At 61.2% G+C, this 23,771-nt stretch carries 24 protein-coding genes and 2 tRNA genes; 19 read left to right on the forward strand and 7 right to left on the reverse strand.

Annotated elements, in window-relative coordinates:
• The first annotated feature begins 165 nt into the window (after window positions 1-165).
• The 12 genes from BANT918_RS16245 to ettA all read left to right on the forward strand — a co-directional run bounded on the left by BANT918_RS16245 (window position 166) and on the right by ettA (window position 11,986).
• Complete coding sequence (locus tag BANT918_RS16245) at window positions 166-1,971, forward strand: hypothetical protein (protein ID WP_101621150.1); 1,806 nt, start codon at window positions 166-168, stop codon at window positions 1,969-1,971.
• Window positions 1,972-2,170: 199 nt separating this feature from the next.
• Window positions 2,171-2,587 (forward strand): carbohydrate-binding protein, encoded by a 417-nt coding sequence (locus tag BANT918_RS16250; RefSeq protein ID WP_101621151.1) that lies wholly within the window; start codon window positions 2,171-2,173, stop codon window positions 2,585-2,587.
• Window positions 2,588-2,668: 81 nt separating this feature from the next.
• On the forward strand, window positions 2,669-3,121 hold the full coding sequence (locus BANT918_RS16255; RefSeq protein WP_101621152.1) for a hypothetical protein: 453 nt from the start codon (window positions 2,669-2,671) through the stop codon (window positions 3,119-3,121).
• The gene (locus tag BANT918_RS16260) at window positions 3,111-3,440 is read left to right on the forward strand and encodes a hypothetical protein (protein WP_101621153.1); all 330 of its coding nucleotides are present in this window, start codon (window positions 3,111-3,113) and stop codon (window positions 3,438-3,440) included. Before BANT918_RS16255 ends, BANT918_RS16260 begins: the two co-directional genes overlap by 11 nt.
• Before the next feature lie 11 nt (window positions 3,441-3,451).
• Window positions 3,452-3,595 (forward strand): hypothetical protein, encoded by a 144-nt coding sequence (locus BANT918_RS17485; RefSeq protein WP_167389503.1) that lies wholly within the window; start codon window positions 3,452-3,454, stop codon window positions 3,593-3,595.
• A 2-nt stretch (window positions 3,596-3,597) separates the two neighbouring features.
• Entirely contained in the window at window positions 3,598-4,617 is a 1,020-nt protein-coding gene (locus tag BANT918_RS16265) for a peptidoglycan-binding protein (RefSeq protein ID WP_101621154.1), read from the forward strand.
• A gap of 9 nt (window positions 4,618-4,626) precedes the next feature.
• Window positions 4,627-4,872 carry a hypothetical protein gene (locus BANT918_RS16270; protein WP_101621155.1) on the forward strand — a complete coding sequence of 82 codons (246 nt, stop codon included), beginning with the start codon at window positions 4,627-4,629 and terminating at the stop codon, window positions 4,870-4,872.
• Between the two features lie 413 nt (window positions 4,873-5,285).
• Entirely contained in the window at window positions 5,286-6,983 is a 1,698-nt protein-coding gene (locus BANT918_RS16275; protein ID WP_233430554.1) for a dynamin family protein, read from the forward strand.
• A complete protein-coding gene (locus BANT918_RS16280) occupies window positions 6,980-8,560 on the forward strand; it encodes a GTPase (protein ID WP_009884064.1) in 1,581 nt (526 codons plus the stop codon). The genes BANT918_RS16275 and BANT918_RS16280 overlap by 4 nt, the downstream gene beginning before the upstream one ends.
• 208 nt (window positions 8,561-8,768) lie before the next feature.
• Entirely contained in the window at window positions 8,769-9,368 is a 600-nt protein-coding gene (locus tag BANT918_RS16285; protein WP_009884065.1) for a single-stranded DNA-binding protein, read from the forward strand.
• A 143-nt stretch (window positions 9,369-9,511) separates the two neighbouring features.
• Window positions 9,512-10,237 (forward strand): DUF6993 domain-containing protein, encoded by a 726-nt coding sequence (locus BANT918_RS16290; RefSeq protein ID WP_009884066.1) that lies wholly within the window; start codon window positions 9,512-9,514, stop codon window positions 10,235-10,237.
• A 66-nt stretch (window positions 10,238-10,303) separates the two neighbouring features.
• Window positions 10,304-11,986 (forward strand): energy-dependent translational throttle protein EttA, encoded by a 1,683-nt coding sequence (gene ettA / locus BANT918_RS16295; RefSeq protein ID WP_069600054.1) that lies wholly within the window; start codon window positions 10,304-10,306, stop codon window positions 11,984-11,986.
• 103 nt (window positions 11,987-12,089) lie between these two features.
• Here the strand turns inward: ettA and BANT918_RS16300 are convergent, their stop codons facing one another.
• Both BANT918_RS16300 and BANT918_RS16305 read right to left on the reverse strand, forming a co-directional pair.
• Window positions 12,090-12,347, reverse strand: a complete 258-nt coding sequence (locus BANT918_RS16300) for a hypothetical protein (protein ID WP_233429487.1) — start codon at window positions 12,345-12,347, stop codon at window positions 12,090-12,092.
• Window positions 12,344-13,252, reverse strand: coding sequence for an acyl-CoA thioesterase (locus tag BANT918_RS16305; RefSeq protein WP_096146451.1), 909 nt, complete (start codon window positions 13,250-13,252; stop codon window positions 12,344-12,346). The genes BANT918_RS16300 and BANT918_RS16305 overlap by 4 nt, the downstream gene beginning before the upstream one ends.
• Before the next feature lie 85 nt (window positions 13,253-13,337).
• On the opposite strand from BANT918_RS16305, the gene BANT918_RS16310 reads away from it, so the two are divergent.
• Complete coding sequence (locus BANT918_RS16310; protein WP_233430555.1) at window positions 13,338-13,889, forward strand: acyl-CoA thioesterase; 552 nt, start codon at window positions 13,338-13,340, stop codon at window positions 13,887-13,889.
• Complete coding sequence (locus BANT918_RS16315) at window positions 13,886-14,560, forward strand: hypothetical protein (protein ID WP_009884071.1); 675 nt, start codon at window positions 13,886-13,888, stop codon at window positions 14,558-14,560. The genes BANT918_RS16310 and BANT918_RS16315 overlap by 4 nt, the downstream gene beginning before the upstream one ends.
• 78 nt (window positions 14,561-14,638) lie before the next feature.
• On the opposite strand, the gene BANT918_RS16320 is transcribed toward BANT918_RS16315, so the two are convergent.
• The 3 genes from BANT918_RS16320 to pepN are packed head-to-tail and all read right to left on the reverse strand — an operon-like array spanning window position 14,639 to window position 18,870.
• Window positions 14,639-15,040: a globin gene (locus BANT918_RS16320; protein ID WP_009884072.1), complete on the reverse strand. Its 402-nt coding sequence runs from the start codon at window positions 15,038-15,040 to the stop codon at window positions 14,639-14,641.
• A 2-nt stretch (window positions 15,041-15,042) separates the two neighbouring features.
• Window positions 15,043-16,161, reverse strand: coding sequence for a mechanosensitive ion channel family protein (locus BANT918_RS16325; protein WP_101556722.1), 1,119 nt, complete (start codon window positions 16,159-16,161; stop codon window positions 15,043-15,045).
• A gap of 12 nt (window positions 16,162-16,173) precedes the next feature.
• Window positions 16,174-18,870 (reverse strand): aminopeptidase N, encoded by a 2,697-nt coding sequence (pepN, locus tag BANT918_RS16330; RefSeq protein ID WP_096158675.1) that lies wholly within the window; start codon window positions 18,868-18,870, stop codon window positions 16,174-16,176.
• A 104-nt stretch (window positions 18,871-18,974) separates the two neighbouring features.
• Here pepN and BANT918_RS16335 point away from each other — a divergent pair, with 104 nt between their 5' ends.
• The 3 genes from BANT918_RS16335 (at window position 18,975) to BANT918_RS16345 (ending at window position 21,245) form a co-directional block, all read left to right on the forward strand.
• The gene (locus BANT918_RS16335) at window positions 18,975-19,580 is read left to right on the forward strand and encodes a DsbA family protein (RefSeq protein ID WP_069600058.1); all 606 of its coding nucleotides are present in this window, start codon (window positions 18,975-18,977) and stop codon (window positions 19,578-19,580) included.
• Window positions 19,581-19,662: 82 nt separating this feature from the next.
• Window positions 19,663-20,136: a ribose-5-phosphate isomerase gene (locus BANT918_RS16340; protein WP_069600059.1), complete on the forward strand. Its 474-nt coding sequence runs from the start codon at window positions 19,663-19,665 to the stop codon at window positions 20,134-20,136.
• Window positions 20,133-21,245 carry an alcohol dehydrogenase catalytic domain-containing protein gene (locus tag BANT918_RS16345; RefSeq protein ID WP_096146453.1) on the forward strand — a complete coding sequence of 371 codons (1,113 nt, stop codon included), beginning with the start codon at window positions 20,133-20,135 and terminating at the stop codon, window positions 21,243-21,245. The genes BANT918_RS16340 and BANT918_RS16345 overlap by 4 nt, the downstream gene beginning before the upstream one ends.
• Before the next feature lie 21 nt (window positions 21,246-21,266).
• Here the strand turns inward: BANT918_RS16345 and BANT918_RS16350 are convergent, their stop codons facing one another.
• The gene (locus tag BANT918_RS16350) at window positions 21,267-22,415 is read right to left on the reverse strand and encodes a PQQ-dependent sugar dehydrogenase (RefSeq protein WP_069601335.1); all 1,149 of its coding nucleotides are present in this window, start codon (window positions 22,413-22,415) and stop codon (window positions 21,267-21,269) included.
• Between the two features lie 244 nt (window positions 22,416-22,659).
• Window positions 22,660-22,733, reverse strand: a tRNA-Pro gene (locus BANT918_RS16355).
• 178 nt (window positions 22,734-22,911) lie between these two features.
• On the opposite strand from BANT918_RS16355, the gene BANT918_RS16360 reads away from it, so the two are divergent.
• Both BANT918_RS16360 and BANT918_RS16365 read left to right on the forward strand, forming a co-directional pair.
• A tRNA-Gly gene (locus BANT918_RS16360) sits at window positions 22,912-22,985 on the forward strand.
• A 95-nt stretch (window positions 22,986-23,080) separates the two neighbouring features.
• A partial coding sequence (locus tag BANT918_RS16365; protein ID WP_208618146.1) for a hypothetical protein occupies window positions 23,081-23,771 on the forward strand: 691 nt, incomplete at its 3' end.

The following is a 23,771-nucleotide window of genomic DNA, read 5'->3' on the forward strand; positions in this document are numbered from 1 at the left end:
CAGGATCGGCCTGGGCATGCATGACGAGCTCGACGGCACGAGCTTTGAGCTCATCGGTGTATTTCACTGGCATGAGAGAATCTCCTTCTTCCAATCTCCCTGCCTCTATTATCCCCGGAGCGATTCAGTGCTGTTACTGCCCCGAAGATCACTGCCAGTGAAGAGTTGTGGGCGAAGATTGGTGAGTTCGTTAAGATTCGGGCTGAACAAATCGAAGCCGACGCGATTGACGGCATGGTTATTACCGGGCCGACAATTCAGTCCGCACGCACGGGTCAACGGTGGGTTGGTGACGCTTCTGGTATCCGTATTTTCAATGCGGATAACGAGGTGCGCACCCAACTGTCACCGGATGGGTCAGCGTTCAAGGGCGAGGTGGAAGCGGACACACTGGTGGTTAATGGTGGGTCTGAGTTGCGGTCCACTGAGAACAAACTGGCGCAGGGTGCGAAACTCACCCTTGAGGCTGGTGTCACGGACCCGACCGCACCACCGACTGTGCAACCGTACTGGGATTCTTTGGAGTTCGAGATTTCGAGACCGTACACCAACGTGGACGGTCTCGTCGGACTCGCCTATGACGGCACACATTACTGGTCGGCCCACAAGGACGATCATGGGACGGGCGGGCGCATGGCGCGCATATTCGCTGTCCGCATCGACCCACAGACGGGGGTTGGCGAGTACGTGGGCGGGCAGCTTCCCACTGGTAAGCCGCGTGTTGCACCGTGGTCATCGGAAGTGTTCGGTGTCACCTGCATTGGTTCGGAACTGTTCTGGTTGGGTCGGTCCTATTATGACGGTGTTGTGTGGGTAACGGATCTTGCCGGAGAGTTCAAGCGGGCGTTCGCCTACCCTGAATTGGGTTACTCGGCCACGAATCCGCTGAAGTACAAGCCGGGTATTGGCAATAATGGCACTGATGTGATTATCGCCCAGTGTGCGGATGATGGGACGCTTGTAACCCGCACATACAACAAGACTACTGGTGTGCGTACTATTGTTCGTGACATGTCGCCGGTTGGGTTTAATTCTGATGTGCTTGGCGTGTATGTTGGTGCCGCTGATTGGGGTGGCGGCACGTTCATTACTGTTGCAGGTAGCACGAGGAAACTGCTTACGTATTCGTCGGCGGGTGTTTACGATGCGTCGAAGACGTTCCCCATGCCTGATGGTTCGCAGGACACAGGTGTTGTATTCCAGGGCGGGAAGTTTCGCACGCTTAACGCTTCGGGTGTCATCCACGAATATGCGGACAACAACACTGGCGATGCCTCCGGTGACTGGTGGGCGACTTACAGGTGGTCTGTTGACGCGGACGATGACGGGTTCAACGACTACACGTCCCGTATCGGCCCGGTGAAGAAATTCACGTGGCCGCTTCGTGCAAAACTTCGGTTCATGGGTGCACCGTTGCCAGACGGTGTCGGGTATATTACCCCGTCTATAGCGAAGAAGGCCACAAGCCCGGTACGCACGGATTTCCGTACACCCATCTTCAGCGTGCATGCGGGGGAATCGATTGCGCTCATTTCCATCTTGCCGACTAATTGGCAGTCCGGCGCGGCACCGGGTGATTCTAACGATTTCCCGGACGCTGAACCCTCAACATTAGTGTCGGCTTCGTCTACGTTCCAGGTGAACGGCGACGGGTCCGGCCATTGGGGGCCGCTCACGTTCAACGCGGACGGCACCATGACTGGTGTGCCCATGCAAGCAACAGGGTCTACCACCATCGGCGTGTCTGCGGCCGCCGGTAATACAGCTAATGTGACGGTCACTCTGCCGTGGGGTGCGTTCACCACACCGCCACGCATTTTCCTCACAAAACAGGGCGACACTTTGGCGAAATACAATCCGTATGCGAAAAGCATCACAACAACATCGTTCACACTCGGCTTGTACTCGGGCGATAGTTCCTCAACAACTAACAGTGTGTCTGTCGCATGGCACGCAATCGGGGGTGTCTGATGTACGCAACATGCGAAACAGTCGGCTGCGGTAACTCGTATCGGCAAATCGCAATCCCCGACGACGCAGGAACCGTTATTTGCGGCCCGTGCGGAAACCCCATCACCAACATTACCGACATTAAACCAACGGAAGGGACGGTGCTGCCAACGTGGATATCCGAGATGCTACAGACGCAGAACTCAGGCAGCTGAAAACCATGATCGACACCGAGCTGGAACGCCGGAAGACTCTGGCGACGGCAGGACAGAAGCTCGACACTATCGTGCGTGAAGTCCTCACCGCCGAAGGAGTCGAGCAGGGCGAAGAATGGGAGTCAGGGAAGTCCTACCCGAAAAGCTGGACGGTCACTCGCGACGGCATTACCTACACGTCGCAGATCCCCAACAACGTATGGCCCCCCGGCGACACCAACGACCCCCAGACAGGCCGTTGGTGGAAACCCGAAACCACCGACGAGGCGGCAGAGGAAAACATCTGGGCCGAATGGGTAGACGTTGTAGTTGGGGAAGTGTGGGAATACGAAGGAGATGACTACAAAGTGCTCCAAGCGCACACCACACAACCTGGCTGGGAGCCACCGAACGCGCCCGCGCTCTGGGAGAAGGTCAAATGAGCCACGAATAAACGTGTCCGCAACGTATAATGGCACCATACGAAAGACTGGTCACATCACCCATGCCGGGAGGGGCAGGCCATGCCTGACCGAATAGTCCACTGGGCCACGGGCGTCCGCTTCGACCCCGGCGTGAAACGAGTTGTCCTCTTCGCCGTCGGCGTCCTCGGTTTTGTCCGTGGCTTCTCCTACGTCGACCCACCACCCACGCCAGCAGGGCTCCGCACCCTCGCCCAACTCCTGCCCCTCGAGTTCTGGGGTTGGGCCTGGGTGGTCATCGGTGTCCTCTCAATGCTCGGCGCGTTCACCAGACACTACCGCATCCCCTTCATCCCCACCATGGTCATCTCCACCCTCTGGTCATTCTCATATTTCGCAGAATGGGCCATGAACTTCTTCTCGCGAGGAATCGACTCACGCGATTACATCACCGCAGTATCCTACGCAGTCCAAGCACTCCTGATACTGGCCGTCATTCGCCTGATCGACCCCGCCGAGGTAACCCCGAGGCGGGAGGCTGAGGATGTGGACTGACTGGATACCAGCAGGCGTTGCCGTCGCCGTCATCACCGGCATTATCTCCTTCTACGGAGTCCGCCAGAACCGGAAAACCGCGACCGAGACGAACAAACTCAACGCATCGGATTCGCTGATGAAGAACCTCGCTGACGAGATCAAGCGCCAAGACGAACGTCTCGACAAGCTCGACCAGAAAGTCCAAGAGCAAGGCCAGAAAATCAAGCACCTTGAGCAACGGGAATGGTCCCTACGCCGCTACGTGTACCGACTCATCGACCGCATCCACTCCCTCGGCGGGGAGCCACCCGAACCACCTACAGGAATCGAAATCTAAGGAGCAACGCCATGACGGAGAACCCCATCAAAGACTCCGGTATCGAGGATGACCCAATCATCCCCGACCCGGACGAATTCGAGACGCAGGACGACCTTGCCGAGGTCGTCACCGACGACGAGAACGTGCCCGATCCAGCCGAGAAGGAGAACTGATCATGTCCACCAGCCAAAACGGCTATCGCGCTAACGACCGATCTCTGATCGCGTCCTACGCCGTCCCCGGCGGCAAGCTCGCCATGCGCAAGGGTGACGTTGCAACCGTCCTCGCCTATGTCGCGAAGCGCTTCCATTCCGAGGTCGAGGCCCTGAAGTGGCCCGGAAACTGGGGGTACGCCGAGCGACCCATTCGCGGATCCTCGACGACACTCTCGAATCATGCGTCGGGAACTGCGATTGATTTGAATGCGCCTCAGCATCCGCTTGGCACCTCACCGAATGCGAACTTCTCTAGCTCGCAGATTACGAAGATTCATCGCATCCTGAATGACTGCGATGGAGTACTGCGGTGGGGAGGCGACTACCGGGGCCGCAAGGATCCCATGCACGTAGAGATCAACAAGGGCACCGCGGCTGTTCGTTCCCTGGCGAAGAAGATCCGCGCCGGATCCAAGCCGGGACCATCCGGTGGTGCTGAAGCGTCCGGTGGCGGGTCGTCATCCCCGACGTACACGTCCATCTCCGGCTCCACGCCACTCGTGAAGCTCTACACGAAGGGTGAGCCGGTCGAGCGTGCTCAGAAGGCTGTCGGCGTCAAGGCTGACGGGTACTGGGGCGCAGACTCGGTGGCCGCGGCGAAGAAGTGGCAGAAGGCCAACGGACTCGACGCTGACGGAATGATCGGCGATAAATCGTGGGCGGTCATCAACGGCGGCAAGGCATCCAAGCCGAAGCCGAGCGGATCCAAGGCCCCGGCGTTCCCGCTGCCGTCCGGGCACTATTTCGGCCCGAAGTCCGGCCCAGCCAACTCCCACAGCGGCTACTACAACCACCGGGAGCACCTGCGCGTCTGGCAGAAGCAGATGCAGAAGCGCGGCTGGACGATCAAGGCTGACGGGCTCTGGGGAAGCGAGACCTCGAAGGTCGCCGGCCAGTTCCAGAAACAGAAACACCTCGGTTACGACAAGCTCGTCGGACCCGAGACCTGGGCCGCGGCCTGGACCGAACCAATCACATAAGGAGGAATCATGGAACCAATCAACGACACACCGAAGGTCAGCCCGAAGGTCAGAACGTCCGCCTATTTCGTGTCCCTGTTCGTGGGTGCGATCATCCTCGTCGGGACCGGGGTGGTGGATGCGTTCTTCCCCGACCTGTCCGATCAGGTGGGGCAGGTGACGACAGCCATATCCTCGGCGGTCGCGCTCGTCATCGGCGGCCTCGGAGTCGCGTACCGACCCACGAGTGGGATCGGCTCTATGCCAGACCACTAATGTAAGCTGGATCACGAAGTTCGCTACTTCAGGATGTGAAAGACCCTCGGCTGAATGGTCGGGGGTCTTTCGCGTCCAGAGTTAGCGGGTAGGTGGTAGCCCTCGAAATGACACGTTTACGACAACGATTGACTGCAACACGCGGTGTGGCGAGAATATACGGGCGGCGGCATGTGATCCCCGAGTTCCCCATGTGTGCGCGGTTCACATGCCGTCCAATAACACCACTCAACGCACGATAAAACATCAGTCGCCCATAAGCGGTAGGCCGCGGGTTCGAGCCCCGCCGGGGGTACTTTTTGTGCTCTGACGGCCCTTTCGCCCTTCCGGCGTTTCCCTGCAATGACCAATTACCGCGCGCTACGGCGTGGCAATTGGTGCACGGCTGGGAAAACGTAGAGAGTGGATGCGTGATGACAGACAGTAAGAGTGCCGTGACGCCACCAGTGGGAGGGGCGCTGAGCGATATCGCGAAGCGAGTCTCAGAAACCCGCTTCACCCTGCAGACCGACGACTTCGCCGACGGTCGCGAACTGCACCGACAACTCTCCTCGGAGCTGACGGACTATCTGCTCCCGCGCATCAATCGGACGCAGACGCCCTTCATGATCGCGGTCGGTGGGTCAACTGGCGCAGGCAAGTCCACCTTGGTGAATTCCCTGGTCGGACGCACGGTGACTCCCGCGGGGGTGCGCCGTCCGACGACGGGCAACCCGATCGTGGTGCACAACCCTGCTGACACCAAATTCTTCGAATCGCAGTCCTTTCTCTCTGATCTGCCGCGCAGCACGGATCCGACGACGCAGACCCCCTCGGTCGTGCTCATTCCCGATGACGGTGTCGAGCCGGGCACGGCTGTGCTCGACTGCCCGGATATCGACTCCATCGCCGAGTCGAACCGTGAGTTGGCCCGCCGCATTCTGATGAGTGCCGACCTGTGGATGTTCGTGACCACGGCCAACCGCTATGCCGACGCCGCGCCCTGGGCGCTGCTCAAGGACGCCGCTGTCCGCAACACCTCGGTCGCGATCGTGCTCGACCGGGTACCGCCGCAGGCGAACCGCGAGGTCAGGCACCATCTTTCCAGTCTGCTGTCCGAGGCGGGACTGGCGAACTCTCCGATCTTCGCTGTGGCCGAGCTCGAACTGGAGGACGGCCTGCTTCCGCACTCGGCGATCTATCCGATTCGTTCCTGGATCAGCCAAGTGAGTTCCGAGGAACGCTCGCAGGACCGCATTCGTCAGCGCACCCTCACCGGCTCCATCAGTGCGATGCCGGCCCAGGTGAAGTCCTTGGCTGACTTCGCAGAGAGCCAGGAGACGACGTTCGACCGGCTGCAGGCCAGCCTGGATCAGACGTTCAGATCCGCGGACGAAGGGCTCGCGCAGGTATTCTCCGACGGTCGCGTGCTGCACGGAGAGGTCAATGCGAGATGGCAGGACTTTGTGGGAACAGGTCAGCTGTTTCGCGGTTTGGAGCCTACGATGGCTCGCATGCGCGACCGGATCTCCGCCGCAGTCACCGGCAAACACGATGCCGCCTCGCCGCTGCACATTGCCATTCTGCGCAGCGCAGCCATTTCGTTGCGGGAACAGGCTATCGGCGTCGTCGAAGAGGTCGGCACCACATGGGTTCGGGACTCGGCTGGCTCGGCCCTGCTCGATGCGTACCCCGAGCTGCGCCACAGTTCCAATGATCTTGAGGATTCCGTCAAGTCCGCCGTCAGCGGATGGTCGAATGAGGTGAACGCGCTGGTTCGAGAGATCGGCCAGGGCAAGAAGTCGAAGGCGAGAATTCTGTCCTTCGGTGTCGGCGGAGTCTGCGCCGTCGTCGAATACGCGGCATTCTGGGATCCGAAGTACACGAACGCCGGCGACCAGGCGTCGCGCAACGACGCCAACGTCGCCCTCAGCCTGGCCGGCACGATCTTCGGGGAGCAGGAAGCCGTGAATCTCATCGGATCGATTCGGGATCGTTTCCTGACCACAGCTGCAGGAATCGTCGGCGGCTGCCGGGCTCCCTTTGACAACGTACTACGACTATCCGCGGTACCGGCGCGGCAAGCAGGCGCCCTGCGCGCCTCCGGTGATCGACTTGAGGTGGCATTGTGAACGATCCTGCACAGTCCGAGATCAGGCGTCGAGCCGAAGGAATTCGGCAGACCCTGTCCCTGGGACCCGACAAATTGAGCGCCGAAGTTCGTACGGACGCGCAGAACCTGCTCAACCGTGCCGAGGATCGGCTCGGCCTGGGCGAGGAGTTCACCGTCGTGGCCTTCGCCGGCTCCACCGGTTCGGGAAAGTCCTCTCTGTTCAATGCCGTTGCCGGACTGGACATCGCCCGGGTCGGCGTTCGTCGGCCCACCACCTCCCGTCCCACTGCATGTGTGTGGGGCGAAGGCGGCAACGACATCCTCAATTGGCTCCATGTGCCCGAGCGCAGCAGGACCTGGCGCGAATCAGCGCTCGACGGTGATGATCAGCGCAAGCTGCACGGCCTGATTCTGCTTGACCTGCCTGACCATGATTCGACCGCGGTCAAGCACCGTGTTGAGTCCGATCGTCTGGTTGGGCTCGTCGATGTGGTGTTCTGGGTCGTTGACCCACAGAAGTACGCCGACTTCTCGCTCCACTCCGAGTATTTGGCAAAGCTGGCCGAGAACAGCTCGAACATGGTGGTCGTTCTCAACCAGGTCGACAAGCTCAGCGACGAAGAGCGGAAAGCTGCCGCCGATCATCTGCAGCAGCTGCTTGTCGAAGACGGACTCACCGACACCAAAGTCCACATGACCTCGGCTGTGACACGAGACGGAATCCCACAGGTCAGGTCGATCTTGGCCGACACGGTCGATTCCAAACAGGCGGCTTCTGAACGGCTGCTCTCCGATATGCAGGCCATGTCCAAACGGATGCAGCACGAACTCGGTGAGCCTGTGGTCCCGCCGGATGAACGTCCGGGAGCGTCGCGTCTGGTGGAGACCATGTCCGATGCCGCCGGCGTCGAGGCGGTTGCCCAGACCGTCCATGACGACTATATCCGTCGGGCCTACCGCAAGACGGGTTACCCAGTCCTGGCGTGGATGCAGAGGAACGCACCCGACCCGCTGGGAGCCAAGCACGGTCAGGGCAGGGAAGAGCTCATCCGCGCATCGGTGCCAGCCACCAGCAGAGCGCAGAGCTCGCAGGTACGCCTGATGGCTCACGAACTCATCACGGAATCCGTGTCCTCGTTGCCCAGACCATGGCAGAGCGCGGTCGCGGAAGCAGAGAAGGCAAGCACCACAGAGCTGTCTGAGACCCTCGACTCGGCCGTGACAGCTGTGGATATCAAACCTCGGACGCCCGGCTGGTGGTCATTGGCCAGGGTTCTGCAGATCATCTTCTTCATCGCCACGATCCTGGGACTCCTGGGTGTCATCGCTGCAGCGCTTCTCACCATCTTCGCTCCCGGATCGCTGCCAGGCTGGAGCTGGTTCGTGACGATCGGGCTGCTGGTGGTGGGAATCATCGGTTCCGTTGTGACATCGGTGATCGCCAAGTCCGCGCGCAGCAAGGGGGCTGATGAAGCTGCCGGCGAAGTAGACCGAAAGCTTCGCGACGCAGTCGGAAGCGTTGCGCAGAGTTCGTACCTGGAACCGGTCAACACCGTCATCGACGAGCACCGCCGGGCATACGAGACGTTGCGCTGATACTTCTGTGCACAGGAGCTCAGACTCGTGTGCCAATGCCCTGTGGACGATCAACGATCGTCCACAGGGCATTTTTCATGTCTGGACGCCGACATCGTCTGCCGCGCTCACTGGTGAATGACGTGATGGACCGATTCACACTGCATCGCCCCCGATGGGTGATCGGGCAGGGGCCATTACGAAACACTCCAAGAAGCGAGGCAACACGATGTCCATCATCCCGATCAACCTCAGCGGCACAGTGGCCGCCGATCCGCAGAGCCGCACCCTGCCGTCTGGCAGAGCCTGCGCCTCCTTTCGGTTGGCCGTCAACCATTGGCGCCTCGACAAAGGAACCGGAGAGTATCTCTCCGACACGACCTCGTGGTTCAGCGTCGACTGCTACGGGCCTCTGGCCAGCAACTGCTCGATGAGTCTGCACCAAGGTATGTCCGTCGTCGTACAGGGGACCCTGAAGATTCGGGAATGGTCGACTGATGAGAAGCGGGGAATCGCTCCCACCGTTGTTGCAGAACACATCGGTCCCGATCTTCGCTACGGCACCGCCAACTATCAGAAGTCCAGTAACCCGAATCGGCAAACCGAAGGTCAGCAGCAGACGGCTGCAGGCGGCGATTCGGGGTGGGACAGCCTCGCCGGCGAAGTTCCGCCCAGTGTGACCGGAGCCTCCGACACATCGACCCTCGACTCGCTGGAGGACACGGACGGAGTCGATGAGGACGGAGCGAGAGACGACGATGGGGGAGGGTCCGACAACGGCGATGACGCCATAGCACGAGAGACGGTGAAGGCAGCGGCGCCCTTCTGAGGGCACCGCAGATCGAGTTGACCAACTTCAGCGCAGAGATTTCGTGGGAACATGGGGCGCAGAACGCCTTGGAGTGCACGCCGTTTGCGGCTGTGATCGGCTAAGGTGAGACTGTTAATCGTTCCCACCTGCTGAGGTTGTTGATGCGTCTCGTTCCCCTCCTAGGTCTTGGAGCCCTGACCTTGGCTCTCTCGGGTTGTTCGCTGCTGGGATTGGGCGGAGACGATTCGTCGCCCACTCCGGCTCGCACCCCGGCGAAGCCGGTTGCAGAGGTCGACAAGGTCGTTTCCGCACTGAAACCTCTGACCGGCAACGAAGACACGGTTCCGTCGACGAAGAAATTCTTCACAACGATGATCGATGCCGGCTACGATCCGGAGCAGCTTGAGGCTACGATCGATGACTCCCCGCTGGGCAATGACGTGCCCTCGAAGATGTTCGGCGTCAAAACGGACAAAGGGTGCGTGATCGGGGAGATACGAAAGGGAAAGGCCACCGCAGAGCTGATGCCGCCCACCGAATCGACCGGGGCATGCCTGTTCGGAGAGGTCGAACGTCCGAAGGGCGTGAAGGCGCCCACAGGCGACAAGCGTGAGAAGGACGGCGATTCCAACGGCGCCGGGCACATGCCTGGCGAGGACATCAACGGCACGGACGGGCCCACTGAGAGTCCGTCTCCCGATGAAGGGTCCGATGACACGTCGGAGGGCACGTCATCCGATGGTGCATCGTCCGAAGGCGGTACATCGGGAAGCTCATCCGAAGGGACCACGTCGTCAGAAGGGTCGTCGGAGGAGGGCTCCTCATCGACGGGCGGGTCCGCCGAAGGGTCCTCGTCAGGTGAAGCTCCGTCACTCGGCGGCGGCTGAACAAGGGTGATCAGCTACCGGACCAATTGGCACTTGAACGTGGACAACCGATAGCCTGAGGTTACTATGGCCGAATTCATTTACACCCTTCACAAGGCGCGTAAAGCGCACGGCGACAAAGTCATCCTCGATGACGTGTCGATGTCCTTCTACCCCGGCGCGAAGATCGGCATGGTCGGTCCCAACGGTGCCGGTAAGTCTACGATCCTCAAGATCATGGCCGGGCTCGAGCAGCCGTCCAATGGCGAGGCTCGGCTCAGCCCCGGGTACACCGTGGGCATTCTCCTGCAGGAGCCGCCCCTGAACGAGGACAAGACCGTCCTCGGCAACGTCCAAGAGGGCGTCGGCGAGATCAAGGCAAAGCTGGACCGCTTCAACGCCATCTCCGAGGAGATGGCCAGCCCTGATGCCGACTTCGATGCCCTGATGGAAGAGATGGGCAAGCTGCAAGAAGCTATCGATGCCGCGGATGCCTGGGATCTCGACTCGCAGCTCGAACAGGCGATGGATGCTCTGCGCTGCCCACCGCCGGACGCCGAAGTCAGCGTCCTCTCCGGTGGCGAGCGCCGTCGCGTGGCGCTGTGCAGGCTGCTGCTTGAGAAGCCGGATCTGCTTCTGCTCGATGAGCCTACAAACCACCTGGATGCCGAGTCCGTGCTGTGGCTTGAGCAGCATCTGCGTTCCTACCCAGGAGCTGTCATCGCGATCACTCACGATAGGTACTTCCTTGATCACGTGGCCGAATGGATCGCCGAGATCGACCGCGGACACCTCTACCCGTATGAAGGCAACTACTCGACGTACCTTGAGAAGAAGCAGGAACGCCTCCAGGTCCAGGGCAAGAAGGACGCGAAGCTGTCCAAACGCCTGAAAGACGAGCTTGAATGGGTCCGGTCGAATCCGAAGGCCAAGCAGACGAAGTCGAAGGCGCGTCTGGCTCGCTACGAGGAGATGGCAGCAGAAGCCGAGAAGACCAAGAAGCTCGACTTCGAAGAGATCCAGATTCCCGCCGGCCCCCGTCTCGGCGACATCGTCATCGAGGCTTCCAACCTGCAGAAGGGCTACGGCGACCGTCTGCTCATCGACGGTCTCAGCTTCTCGTTGCCGCGAAACGGCATCGTCGGAGTCATCGGGCCCAACGGTGTGGGCAAGTCGACCCTGTTCAAGACCATCGTCGGACACGAGGAGCTGGACGGAGGCGAACTCAAGATCGGCGACAGCGTCAAAACGTCTTATGTCGATCAGTCCCGCGGCGGTATCGACTCCAATAAGAACCTGTGGGAAGTCGTCTCCGACGGACTCGACTTCATCCAGGTGGGCAATGTCGAGATGCCCTCGAGGGCCTATGTCTCCGCGTTCGGCTTCAAAGGCCCGGACCAGCAGAAGAAGGCTGGTGTGCTCTCCGGTGGTGAGCGCAACCGTCTCAACCTGGCGCTGACGCTCAAACAGGGCGGAAACCTGTTGCTGCTTGACGAGCCGACGAACGACCTCGACGTCGAAACACTCGGCTCCTTGGAAAACGCGCTCCTCGAGTTCCCCGGCTGTGCCGTAGTCGTCTCGCACGACCGTTGGTTCCTTGACCGGGTGGCGACACACATCCTTGCCTGGGAAGGCACAGAAGAAGAGCCCGCCAAGTGGTACTGGTTCGAAGGCAACTTCGAGTCCTATGAGGAGAACAAGGTCGAACGACTCGGTGAAGACGCTGCTCGTCCTCACCGCGTGACACACCGCCGCCTCACTCGCGACTGAACGAATTCTGTGGGCTGGGGACAATCACCGCAGCCCACAGGGTTCTCATGCATTTGCTGATGCCCCGGTCAACGACCGGGGCATCAGCAAATGCATGGTGGATTCAGTCCGCTGGCGGTGGCGGTCGACCGTCAGAGAGCAAGCCGCCGATCCACTGCAGGAGCTTGAACAGATACCGCAGGGCAAGTGTGCCGACGACTCCGATGATCATCGCTATGAGCGCAATCAGGGCAAGGTTCATCTCCACGTTCTCGCGAAGGAAGACCAGGGCAAGGATCGTGATGATGATGAAAAGTGCGACATTGACCAATCGAGACAGTATAGTCCCGAGGATCTCGATCATCGCGGTGTCTTTGCTCACTGCGGAGCCTTCACACGGACCATGCCTTCTTGAGCCACTGTTGCCAACAGCTCACCGGTCTGAGCGAAGATGCGCCCGTAACCGAGGCCGCGACCGCCCTGGGCCGCGGGGGACTCTTGGACGTAGAGCATCCACTCATCGACACGTACCCGACGATGCCACCACATCGCGTGGTCGAGGCTGGCCACCCGGAGCCCGGGGCTCGTCCAACTCAGGCCCTGTCGACGTAGTACCGGCTCGAGCAGGTTGAAGTCGCTGGCATAGGCCAAGGCCGCGGCATTGAGCACAGGATCATCGCCGAACTCGGAACTGGCACGGAACCACACATGCTGCTGCTCTCGCTGCCGATCATCGGTGGAGGAGAGGTACAGGGACGCCTCGACCGGGCGGATCTCGAAGGGACGTTTATTCAGCCATTCGGTCACTTGAGGGGTGTCCTGCCCAGCCAGGATGTCGCGCAGCTCTGGGCAATCCTGTGGACCAGGCAACCCGGTGGGCATGGTCTCTGCGTGTTCGAGACCCTCCTGCTCAACCTGGAAGGAGGCGATCAGGGACAGGATCGGGACGTCCTTCTGATAGGCGTGGACGCGTCGAGCGGAGAAAGATCGCCCGTCGCGCAGTCGTTCGACACCGAACTCAATCGGCTCGCTGACATCCCCAGCGCGCAGGAAGTAGCCGTGAAGTGAGTGGATGAGGCGATCATCTGGCAGGGTCGCGGCAGCGGCCACCACAGATTGCGCCACGACCTGACCGCCGTAGACGCGCCCATCGGGTTTGTACTGATTCTGTCCGAGGAAGTAGTCACTCTCCCGAGACGCCGAGGTGAAGCTCAGACTTTCGAGTTCGAGCACTTTGCGCAGCGTGTCGACATTCGCCTCGGCCGCTGTGGGTTCTGCATCGCTCATAAGGGCCTCCAGCCTGCGACAATGAATCTCTTGCGTGTGTTCACGATCCTATCGCGGCCGTCACTGCAGCGGTGAAGGTGGCATGATGGGACATATGCACAACCGCACCACGAATCCCCATCTGAACGAATTCACACGAGTCCTGTTGGAACTGAGATGGGGAGACATGGATGCCTATGGCCACGTCAACAATGTCACCCAGCTGCGTCTGCTCGAAGAGGCACGCGTCCGCGCTCTGGGCTCACCGACGCACAGCACCGATGCACCCACGACTCCGGGTCAATCGGGAATTGCCGAGACAGTTTCGGGGATCACAATTCCGTCGATCTTCGCCGAGGCTTCGGAGACCACCGAGCTGCTCGTCGCCTCGCATGCGATCGAATATCGTCGTCCCATTCCCTACCGTGCAGGTCCCATTGCCATCGATCTCGTCATCAGCGAGGTCAAACCGGCCTCTGTGACGGTCGGTTACAGCATCGCCGAACCCGATGGTTCGGTCGGCTATACGCTGGCAGAGACGGTCATCGTCTTTGTAGACAGGACGACCTCCCGACCGCGTCGCCTGACCCAGGAGGAGACAGCAGCAATGGAAGACGTCATTCGACCTGCCGTACCGATGCGGGGTCGCAACCGATGACTGAACTCGAGATCGCCGATCCGCTGGCGATGAAGGATCTGGCCGCGTTCACCTCCTTGGCACACCGGCTCGACCCTGACGGGGCTATGCGCTTGCATGTGTCATCGACCGTGCTCGTCGTCACCGTTGCGCCCCTGTATCCGCATGGCATCGGAGACTCCACACCGTTGGTCCTCGCGATGCGAATGCTGCGCCTGAGCGGACCGGAGATGGACGGCCTCGACGAGGTGGTTCCTCTGACCAACCTCAAGGACCGGTTCGCGCGCGCCGAAAATGCCACACGCCTGCCTGTGCCCCCGAACTCGGTGCTGGTGTCCTGGACCGGCATTGCCCCGCCGAAGGGACAGTGGGCTGTTCGCGACAGGATCTCCGGCAATGAGATTCGGTCCACCGCCGAGGCTGGTGTGGAAGAGATCAGCAGCGGAGCTCCCGAAGGCGCGGGATCACATGCTGTGAAGGCGCTGCGTTCGCGTGTGTGGTCGAAGCCGATGGCTGCTCATGATGGCACCGAGCTGCCCGGCGGGCTCGCGTTCGCCGCGAATGCACTGCGATTCGTACCCGAGACGGGGACCGCCTCGGCGGGGGAGTCCGAGGAATATGACGTCTTCGAGACGTCCGGCTGGCTGCGGATCTCGACACCGGGCGGTCATCTGCTGACCCGAGCGAAGTAGACCCAGCACAGCAGGTCTCCTCAGGTCATGAAGACTGCAGACATAAAGGCTGCAGATGTGAGATGCGGAGTGTTCTGCTCAGACCGGGTTGCTGTTGGTGTTGACCATGGCCGTGGCCGCACGCTGGAAATAGTCCCAGAAGATTTCGTCGTAGAGCGGCGCAAGTGCCACATCGTCGAGAGCTGCCCGCATCGAGGCTAACCACCGGTCACGCGCATCGAAGTCGACAGGGAAGGGGAAATGGCGCATCCGCAGGCGCGGGTGACCCCGTTCCTCCTGATAGGTCGTCGGCCCACCGAAGTACTGTTCTAAGAACATCTGGAGCCGATGCTTGGCTCCAGTGAGGTCGTGCCCCTCCGGGTACATGGCGATGAGCACCTCGTCTTGGTCGACATGCTCGTAGAAGACATCGACAAGACGGGTGAAGGTGGGATGGCCACCGACCGCTTCGAAGATGGTCTCGTTCGATGTCTGAGTCATGGTCAGCTCTCTCCGTCTGCGGCATCGGTGCCGGATTCATCAGTGGTCGACCGGATCTCGTCATCGCTGGGCAGCGGTGAGGGTCCATTGTCGGTCGTCTGCCGTGTCGTGTAGGTGGGCCGAGGCTCGTCCTCGGAGTTGCTGCTCGTGGTCGAATCCGTTGAGTCAGTCTCTCGAGGAAGCGTCCTGAGGACGGTCTCCTGAATGATCGGGATGGTGATCCCACGCCTGTCGAACTCATTCGTGAGTTCCGCGCGGAAGGCACGTTCGACCATCCACTGCAGATTGGGCTTCGTCTTGATCATCGTCCTGATGACCCTGTACTCGGCTGACAGAGACTGGACACCGGCGATTTCGGGGACTTCGAGCATCGCGGAGGCCACCTGCGAGTCCTTGGCCATTTCAGCGGTGACCGTCTCTGTGATCTCACGGTAGGTGTCCATCGAAGTGGAGTAGTTGACTGGGATCTCGAGCACGGCACGCGCCCAGCCCTGCGACAGGTTGCCGACTCGCATGATCTCGCCGTTGCGCACATGCCACAGTGTTCCCGTGAGATCACGGATTGCTGTCTTGCGCAGGCCGAAGTCCTCGACCTCGCCGACGGCTTCTCCCAGGTCCACGGTGTCGCCGATGCCGTACTGGTCCTCGATGACCATGAAGAATCCCGAGAGGTAGTCCCTGACGAGTTCCTGCGCGCCGAAGGCCAATGCCACACCGACAACACCTGCCGAGGCCAGAATGGGTGCGATGTTGAAGTTGAGCTGGTCGAGGATCATGAGGACTGCGACGGCGCTGATGAGGATCGTCGCCACAGACGAGAGCATCCGACCGACAGTCTTCGCACGCTGAGCACGGCGTTCGCGGATCGTCGCCGGGTCGATGCCCGTCCGCTGCGATTCCATGACCGTGGCCGAGAACTTGCCGTTCTCCGCAGCCTTCTGACTGCCGACGGTGCCTTTGGCCACGGCAGTGGAGAAGCGTCGGATGAAGTACCGCATCACCATGTTGAGCACGATGGCGATGACGATGATGATGAGGATCCTCAACGGAGCGTCGAGGAGAAAGTCCCAATCGATCTTGGGTGCGGACAACAGGTCGGTATTCAAAGCATCGAAAGTCATGATGCCACGAGCCTAACGACCGAAGGTCAATGCGCCCTTGGAAGTGCTGGACACTTCCTGAGCATTCAGGGCCCGCTGGGCATCGGCAAGATTCTCACGCATCAGGCGCACGAGCCCCTTGGGCGCGGCAGGGTGATCGGCCAGCCAGCCCTCGGTGGCCTTGACCGTGTGCTCGCTGACCGGGGGGAACAGTCGCAGAGTCATGGTCTGTGCCATTTCGAGGGTGCGGGTCTCCCACCATCCGGAGACTCGTTGGAAGAACTCTGTGGAGAAGTCACACAAGGGCGCTTGTGAGGTGAGGATCTCACCCGTCTCGGTCTGCAGACCGGAGGCGAATCCCAGAGCGAGAGCGGCCAGTTCCGAATTCGGAAGCTCAGCCTCATCGAGGATGCGGGTGAAGGCCTCCGACTTCGCCGCCGAGGTGGGGCGAGCGCTGCGTGCCGTCGCTGCCTGGCGTGCTCCGGTGGCCGAAGGATCGGTCTTGGTCATGGCCGTGATCGCGGAATCATCGATCGCGTCGTGCGCCGCAAGAGCGATGATGAGCTCCCAGGTGAGATCGGTGTCGATGGTGATCCCGTGGACCAAGTCCCCGGACGCGTCCAACCAGGACTGGAGCTGTCCGAGCTGCTCCTGAGTCGTTGCGTGCTTGATGAAGCCGCGCAGGAACTGGAACGCCTGATCGGTGCCGCCGGGTACCGACCCGAGAAGCTCTGCGAATCGATCGGCGACAGCGGTATGAGCCTCTGCACGTGACTCCGGAGGCAGGTAGGACCCGACCGCGGTCTCGAGCTGACGCATCTGAGTGAGCAGACCCGAGGAGTGCGTGACTGCCGCACAGTTGTCGAGGACTGTGGCGATGTAGTCCTGTGCCGGGCGCTGTCCGTCGCGGACGGCGTCCCAGAGTGTGCCGAGGATGAGCAGCTGGGTCAGAGAATCATCGAAGTCGCCCAGTCGGGCGGCGGCGACGTCCATGCTCTCATGATCGAAGCGCACCTTCGCATACGTCAGGTCCTCGTCATTGACGATGATCACATCGGGCTTGGGCAGGCCGCGGGCCTCGTCGAGTGTCGTCGACTCGGCATCGATGTCGAGTGGGAAGCTGTGCGTGCGGACAAGGCGTCCCTGCCCGTTGTCGGAATAGAATCCGATGGACAGACGGTGGGGCCGCAGGGATGGCACCGGCTGCCCCTCGATGATCCACGGTCTCTGGGTCACACGAAGCTCGGTGACCACCTCGGCGTCGTTGTCCGTCTCGGTGTCGACTTCGGCTTCGATGAGGTTGACCCCGGATTCCTCGAGCCACAGCTTCGACCAGGAGGCCAGGTCCCGACCGCTGGTGGCCTCAAGTTCGCTGAGGAGGTCCGGCAGTTCTGTGTTCGACCACGCATGCTTGTCGAAATAGCGCCTGAGACCGGCGAAGAACTCCTCCCGACCGACCCATGCGACGAGCTGTTTGAGCACGGAGGCGCCCTTGGCGTAGGTGATGCCGTCGAAGTTGACCTCGACATCGGCGAGGTCTTCGATGCTCGCGACGATCGGGTGTGTGCTCGGCAGCTGGTCCTGGCGGTAGGCCCACGATTTCTCGATCGTGGCGAAGGTCGTCCACGCGTCGCTGTATTCGGTGGCCTCAGCGGTGGCCAGTGTGGACATGAATTCGGCGAAGGACTCATTGAGCCACAGGTCGTTCCACCACTTCATGGTGACCAGGTCCCCGAACCACATATGTGCCAGTTCGTGGAGCACTGTCACGGTCCTGCGCTCGACGAGGGCCTCGGTGGGCCTGGACCGGAAGACGTAGTTCTCCAAGATCGTCACGGCACCGGCGTTCTCCATCGCACCGGCATTGAACTCGGGAACGAAGAGCTGATCGTACTTCTCGAACGGGTAGGACACCCCGAATTCGCGTTCGTAGAATTCGAAGCCGGCGCGGGTGATGCCGAAGAGGTTCTCTGCGTCGAGATGCTCGAAGAGGGAATCACGGCAGTACAGCCCCAAGGGTACAGGGGAACCGTCGGAGGAGGTCAGTTCCGAATGCACGCTGCGGTAGGGGCCGGCCACGATCGCTGTGATGTAGGACGAGATCGGAGTCGTCGGCGCGAACTGCCACACAGCAGTGTCGTCGACCGGAGCTTCGTCGAGTTCGGTGAAGACCTCACTGGGATCGCCGGGAGTCGGGGTGGGGGAGTTCGAGACGACCGTCCAGCGGGATGGAGCGACGACCGTGAAGGAGAACGGCGCTTTGAGGTCGGGTTGTTCGAACACGGGGAAGACACGTCTGGCGTCGGGGACCTCGAACTGTGAGTAGAGGTAGACCTCGTCGTCGATGGGATCGATGAACCGGTGCAGACCCTCACCGGTGTTCATGTAGGAGAAGTGCGCATCGATGGTGAGTTCGTTCTCTGCGGCAAGGCCAGGCAGAGTGATGCGTGAGGGGGAGACGACCTCGGAGGTCTCGAGATCGAGTCCGTTGAGCCGGATGCGTTCGACGCTGGCTGTGATGGCATCGATGAAGGTCGTGGACTCCGGCGTTGCGGTGAAGCGGATGCGGGAGTGAACTCGGAAGCTCTCACCCACTCCCGTGAGAATCAGGGTGTTCTCGTAGCTCGAGACGTCGACGAGTGATGAACGTCTGCGAGCTTCCTCGCGGGTGAGGTTGTATTGGGGCACTTTGAGGTGACCTCCGCTTCGGGTCCGGGTGTACCTGGCCATTCTTTCATGGACGCATTCTTCTTCGGTGGCAAGGCTTGATAAATTGGCCTCGGAGATCGCGGGTGGTCCGCTGCTGCCCGCACCCAGCCTAATGAGGAGTGAAAATGAGCAGAGAGACACTTGACCTGTGGTTCGACACGGCCTGCCCGTGGGCGTGGATGACGTCGCGCTGGGGTCTGGAAGTCGCCAAGGTCCGTGACATCGATGTGAAGTTCCATGTCATGAGCCTGAACATCCTCAACCGGGACAAAGACATCCCCGCCGACTATCGAGCGCTCATGGATCGTGCTCTGGCACCCATGCGCATCGTCACCGCGGCCATCGCCGAACACGGCGAGGAGATCACCGAGCCCCTATACACGGCGATCGGAACCCGCATCCACCCAGGTGGAGAGAAGGACTTCGACAAGGCCGTCGCCGAGGCGTTGGATGAGGTCGGTCTGCCGGCTGACCTGATGAAATACGGCGAACGCGATGACTACGATGCGGCGCTGCAGGAGTCCCATGATGAAGCGCTGGCTCTCGTCGGCGACGATGTGGGCACACCCATCTGCCGAGTGGCCGGCACCGCCTTCTTCGGCCCGGTCGTCACACCGGCTCCGAAGGGTGAGGACGCAGGTCGTCTCTTCGACGGGGTTCTCGCTGTCGCCTCGACTCCAGGGTTCTTCGAGCTCAAACGCACCCGCAACCAGGGCCCGGTCTTCGACTGACTGACCCTCAGACACCACCGCACCATCACACGCACAGTCTTTCCCCGGCACCTCGTCCGGGACATCTCGAAGGAGTGACCATATGAAGGTTCATCTCGGCACGGACCACGCAGGATTCGAATTCAAAGAGACCCTCAAAGCCCACCTCGGCGATTCGGGTTTCGAGGTCGTCGACCACGGTGCCCACGAATACGACGCACTCGATGACTATCCCGCCTTCTGCATCGCTGCGGCCCAGGCCGTCGTTGATGATCAGGCGGCAGGCGTCGAGGCCCTCGGCGTCGTCATCGGCGGTTCGGGCAACGGTGAGCAGATCGCAGCGAACAAGGTCAAGGGGGCACGGACGGCTCTCGCGTGGAACACCGATATCGCCAAGCTCGCTCGTGAGCACAACAATGCCCAGATCGTCTCGGTCGGGGCCAGGCAGCACACAGAGGCTGAGTCCATCGCCATCGTCGACGCGTTCTTGGCAGAACCGTTCTCCGGCGAAGAGCGCCACGAGCGTCGGATTCGGATCATGGACGCCTACGAGGCCGAAGGTCCCTCGGCGCTGTGAAGATCCGAGGTGCGGTGCTTCGCGAGATGGGGGCCGCCCGCCCCTATGCGAGAACTGAGCCGATGTCGATCGAGGAGCTCGAGCTCGATGGGCCCGGCCCCGGTGAGGTGCTCATCCGACTGAGCGCTGCCGGCGTCTGCCATTCCGACCTGTCCGTCGTCGACGGCAACCGTCCACGGCCCCTGCCGATGCTCCTCGGCCACGAAGGCGCGGGCATCGTCGAAGAACTCGGCGAAGGCGTCACCGACCTCGAGATCGGTGAGCAGGTCGTGACCGTGTTCCTGCCCCGCTGCGGCGAGTGTGCGAACTGCCGCACCGACGGCAAACTCCCGTGCACACCGGGAAGCGCCACGAATGGGGCCGGCACGCTCCCATTCGACGGACACAAGGTCCGACTCCACGACGATTCGGGCGCCGAGGTGCTCCATCATCTCGGTGCATCGGTCTTCGCCTCCCATGCCGTGCTCAACCGCGCCTCCGTCGTTCCGGTCGCCTCCGATGTTCCCGCGTCGATTGCGGCAGTGCTCGGCTGCGCGGTGCTCACCGGCGGTGGAGCGGTCCTCAACGCGGGATCTCCCGGACCCGAGGACGAGATCATGATCGTCGGTTTGGGCGGAGTCGGCATGGCCGCTCTGATCACGGCGCTGTCGATTGAGACTGCGGGTGTGATCGGCGTCGATGCGAATCCGGACAAACTGGTTCGAGCCAAGGAGCTGGGCGCGGTCGAGGTGTACACGCCCGAGCAGCTGGGGGAGCGGCGGGCACCGATCGTCATCGAATGCGTTGGTCATGCCCGCGCCTTCGAAACCGCGTTCTCGGCAACAGCTGTGGGTGGGAAGACCGTCACAGTGGGACTGCCCGCCCCCGATGCGCAGTCCCACATCACCCCTGTCACACTCACTGCCGAGGCACGCACCGTCATCGGTTCGTATCTGGGTTCCGCAGTGCCCAGTCGTGACATTCCCGTCTACGCGGATCTGTGGCGTCAGGGCAAGCTGCCGGTCGAAGAGCTGGTTTCGGACACGATCGGACTCGAGGACCTCAACGCGGCCTTCGACGCCCTCGCCGAGGGAACTGTCGTGCGGCAGGTCATCGACTTCCAGCGCTGAAGTCGATTGTGACAGCTGCCCTCAGTCGTCGGTGCTGAAGTCAGCGGGAATGTGCAGGATCCGGTCGTCGTCGGCGGCCGGATCCCCACGTCCGTCGGTATTGTTCGTCAGTAACCAGATCTCGCCTTCGGGTCCGGACACCACGTCGCGCAGTCGACCGAACTCGCCGGCATAGGCGACCTCAGCCTCGGCGAGGTCCGAGAGGGGCACGGTCCGCAGCACCTGGCCGCGAAGATTGGCGATGAGTAGGCGGTCATCACTGATGGCGATTCCACTCGGACTGGCCTCATCGGGCCGCCACTGCTGAACCGGGTCGATGAAATCACCCCCGTCGGCCCCATCCTCTGAGATTCCTTCGACCTCCGGCCAGCCGTAGTTGCCGCCGGGTTCGATGATGTTGAGCTCATCCCATGTGTCCTGACCGAACTCGCTGGCATACATCGTGCCATCGTCATCCCAGGCCAGCCCCTGAGGGTTCCGGTGCCCATAGGAGAAGACGAGTGAGTCGGGGAAGGGATTGTCCTCAGGCACCGTGCCGTCGGGCTTCATCCGAAGGATCGAGCCTGAGAGCGACTCGCGTTCCTGCGCGGAGTCCTGATTCCCTGCGTCACCGACCGTGGCATAGAGCATTCCGTCGGGACCGAACGCCAGACGCCCACCATTATGGAAGCCGGCCTTCGCGATGCCGTCGACGATCGTCTCCGGTGAGCCGAGCTCAACCCCGTCCGAGCCTGTCCTGAGGGGGAACCGTTGGATCCGGTTGTCCGACTCGGCGGTGAAGTACGCGAAGAGACTGTCCCCACGCACGCTCAGACCCAAGAGCCCGCCCTCACCAGAGGCGGACACGCCGGCGACCGTCGTGACCTCTCTGGGCTGTGCTGGGCGTTCGTCGTCGACTTCGAGGATGCGAGCGGAGTCTCTCTCACTGACCAACGCCGTGCCCTTGTAGAAGGCGATCGACCATGGAGCCTGAAGATTCGTCGCCACCTCCTCGGGGTCTGCGGTGGACCCGCGTTCCTCGCCGGTCGTGTCGCCGGCAGCTGATGTGGGCGACGACGAGGTAGCCGAGGGGGCAGGTGGACGATCGGAGCTGCAGCCGCTGAGAACCAGCGCCAGAATGAGCCCGGCAGCGCGGCTTCGATGATGAGTCGTCGTCGGAGATGTTCCCACCTGCGGGTTGGTGCGCCGGTGACCTGGGGGTGAAGGACGCGAACTCAGGGGACTGCTGTCGTGGTCTCGGATCGACATGGGCGGCGTACCTTTCGGCCTCGGCAGTCTGCGACTCTGCTCTCCCATTGTCTCCCACACGCGCCCACGGTGTCTTCCGGCGGATCCGGGGTGCCTCCCAGGCAGGTCCGTGGCGTGAATACGAAGAAAGCCACCCGGACTTTGAGTCCGAGCGGCTTCACTATCGTCGGGATGACAGGATTTGAACCTGCGACCCTCTGTTCCCAAAACAGATGCGCTACCAAGCTGCGCCACATCCCGCGACGAAGACAATCTAACCACAAAGGCGGCCTCGGATGCACATCGGTTGGCATCATATTCGGGAATGGGACGCAGTTCACATTCGACGGCCACGGCATGTGACTATGGTGTGACGCAGCTCATCTTCGGTCGATTTGGCGGCCAGCGCGGAAGTCGACTATAGTCGAACACGCAACACGGGGATGTAGCTCAATGGTAGAGCCTCAGTCTTCCAAACTGATGGTGCGGGTTCGATTCCCGTCATCCCCTCCAGGTTTTAGCCCTCTCACCAGGGCAAACGTCACCGAGAAGGTGATTTGGCCGCATGGATTCGTATTTTGGCCGCATGAAACCCGTATGATCGGGTCATGGCAAGCATCCGAAAGTACTCCACGACGAAGGCAAACAAGTGGCGCGTCGATTGGCGTAAGCCTGGTTCTCGGGACAAAGCGTCGATGACATTCGATACCGAAGCTGAAGCTCGAATGTGGAAGACCATGCTCGATGAGACTGGTTCTGACGTCATCGAAGCCGGACACCGGTGGAACGCGGCGCAGTCTCAAGACGAAACTATCGAAGATCTCGTCACCGAATACATTGCCTTTCAGTCGCGTGGTGACTCACGAACGCTCAAGGACTATCAGGCGCTTCAACGCAACCACATCTCGAATGAGATCGGTTGGAAGTCGGCAGCGAGCGTCGAAGCCAAAGACCTGCGCAAGTACGTGAAGACACTGTTGGCGAAGAAACTCTCGCCGAAGACCATTCGAAATATCTTCACCATCGTCTCGGCCGCATTTAACTTGGCTGTCCAAGATCGCCGCGTTCAGGCCAACCCCTGCACCGGCGTAAGACTGCCGACTCTGATCAAGACCGAGCCGCCCATCATTGCTCAACGCGACATCGACGTCATCATGAAAGCGATCGACCCTCTGAATCGCCCCGGGGATAATAGAGGCAGGGAGATTGGAAGAAGGAGATTCTCTCATGCCAGTGAAGTACACCGACGAGCTCAAGGCTCGTGCCGTCGAGCTCGTCATCCATGCTCAAGCGGATCCG

The organism is Brevibacterium antiquum CNRZ 918, from assembly GCF_900169145.1.
Taxonomy (GTDB): domain Bacteria; phylum Actinomycetota; class Actinomycetes; order Actinomycetales; family Brevibacteriaceae; genus Brevibacterium; species Brevibacterium koreense.

Bases quoted from the DNA above. Each gene is read 5' to 3' on its own strand.
- BANT918_RS16250 (WP_101621151.1), top strand. From the start codon at position 2,171: ATGATCGACACCGAGCTGGAACGCCGGAAGACTCTGGCGACGGCAGGA.
- BANT918_RS16255 (WP_101621152.1), top strand. From the start codon at position 2,669: ATGCCTGACCGAATAGTCCACTGGGCCACGGGCGTCCGCTTCGACCCC.
- BANT918_RS16260 (WP_101621153.1), top strand. From the start codon at position 3,111: ATGTGGACTGACTGGATACCAGCAGGCGTTGCCGTCGCCGTCATCACC.
- BANT918_RS17485 (WP_167389503.1), top strand. From the start codon at position 3,452: ATGACGGAGAACCCCATCAAAGACTCCGGTATCGAGGATGACCCAATC.
- BANT918_RS16265 (WP_101621154.1), top strand. From the start codon at position 3,598: ATGTCCACCAGCCAAAACGGCTATCGCGCTAACGACCGATCTCTGATC.
- BANT918_RS16270 (WP_101621155.1), top strand. From the start codon at position 4,627: ATGGAACCAATCAACGACACACCGAAGGTCAGCCCGAAGGTCAGAACG.
- BANT918_RS16275 (WP_233430554.1), top strand. From the start codon at position 5,286: ATGACAGACAGTAAGAGTGCCGTGACGCCACCAGTGGGAGGGGCGCTG.
- BANT918_RS16285 (WP_009884065.1), top strand. From the start codon at position 8,769: ATGTCCATCATCCCGATCAACCTCAGCGGCACAGTGGCCGCCGATCCG.
- BANT918_RS16290 (WP_009884066.1), top strand. From the start codon at position 9,512: ATGCGTCTCGTTCCCCTCCTAGGTCTTGGAGCCCTGACCTTGGCTCTC.
- ettA (WP_069600054.1), top strand. From the start codon at position 10,304: ATGGCCGAATTCATTTACACCCTTCACAAGGCGCGTAAAGCGCACGGC.
- BANT918_RS16305 (WP_096146451.1), bottom strand. From the start codon at position 13,252: ATGAGCGATGCAGAACCCACAGCGGCCGAGGCGAATGTCGACACGCTG.
- BANT918_RS16310 (WP_233430555.1), top strand. From the start codon at position 13,338: ATGGGACATATGCACAACCGCACCACGAATCCCCATCTGAACGAATTC.
- BANT918_RS16315 (WP_009884071.1), top strand. From the start codon at position 13,886: ATGACTGAACTCGAGATCGCCGATCCGCTGGCGATGAAGGATCTGGCC.
- BANT918_RS16320 (WP_009884072.1), bottom strand. From the start codon at position 15,040: ATGACTCAGACATCGAACGAGACCATCTTCGAAGCGGTCGGTGGCCAT.
- BANT918_RS16325 (WP_101556722.1), bottom strand. From the start codon at position 16,161: ATGACTTTCGATGCTTTGAATACCGACCTGTTGTCCGCACCCAAGATC.
- pepN (WP_096158675.1), bottom strand. From the start codon at position 18,870: ATGGCCAGGTACACCCGGACCCGAAGCGGAGGTCACCTCAAAGTGCCC.
- BANT918_RS16335 (WP_069600058.1), top strand. From the start codon at position 18,975: ATGAGCAGAGAGACACTTGACCTGTGGTTCGACACGGCCTGCCCGTGG.
- BANT918_RS16340 (WP_069600059.1), top strand. From the start codon at position 19,663: ATGAAGGTTCATCTCGGCACGGACCACGCAGGATTCGAATTCAAAGAG.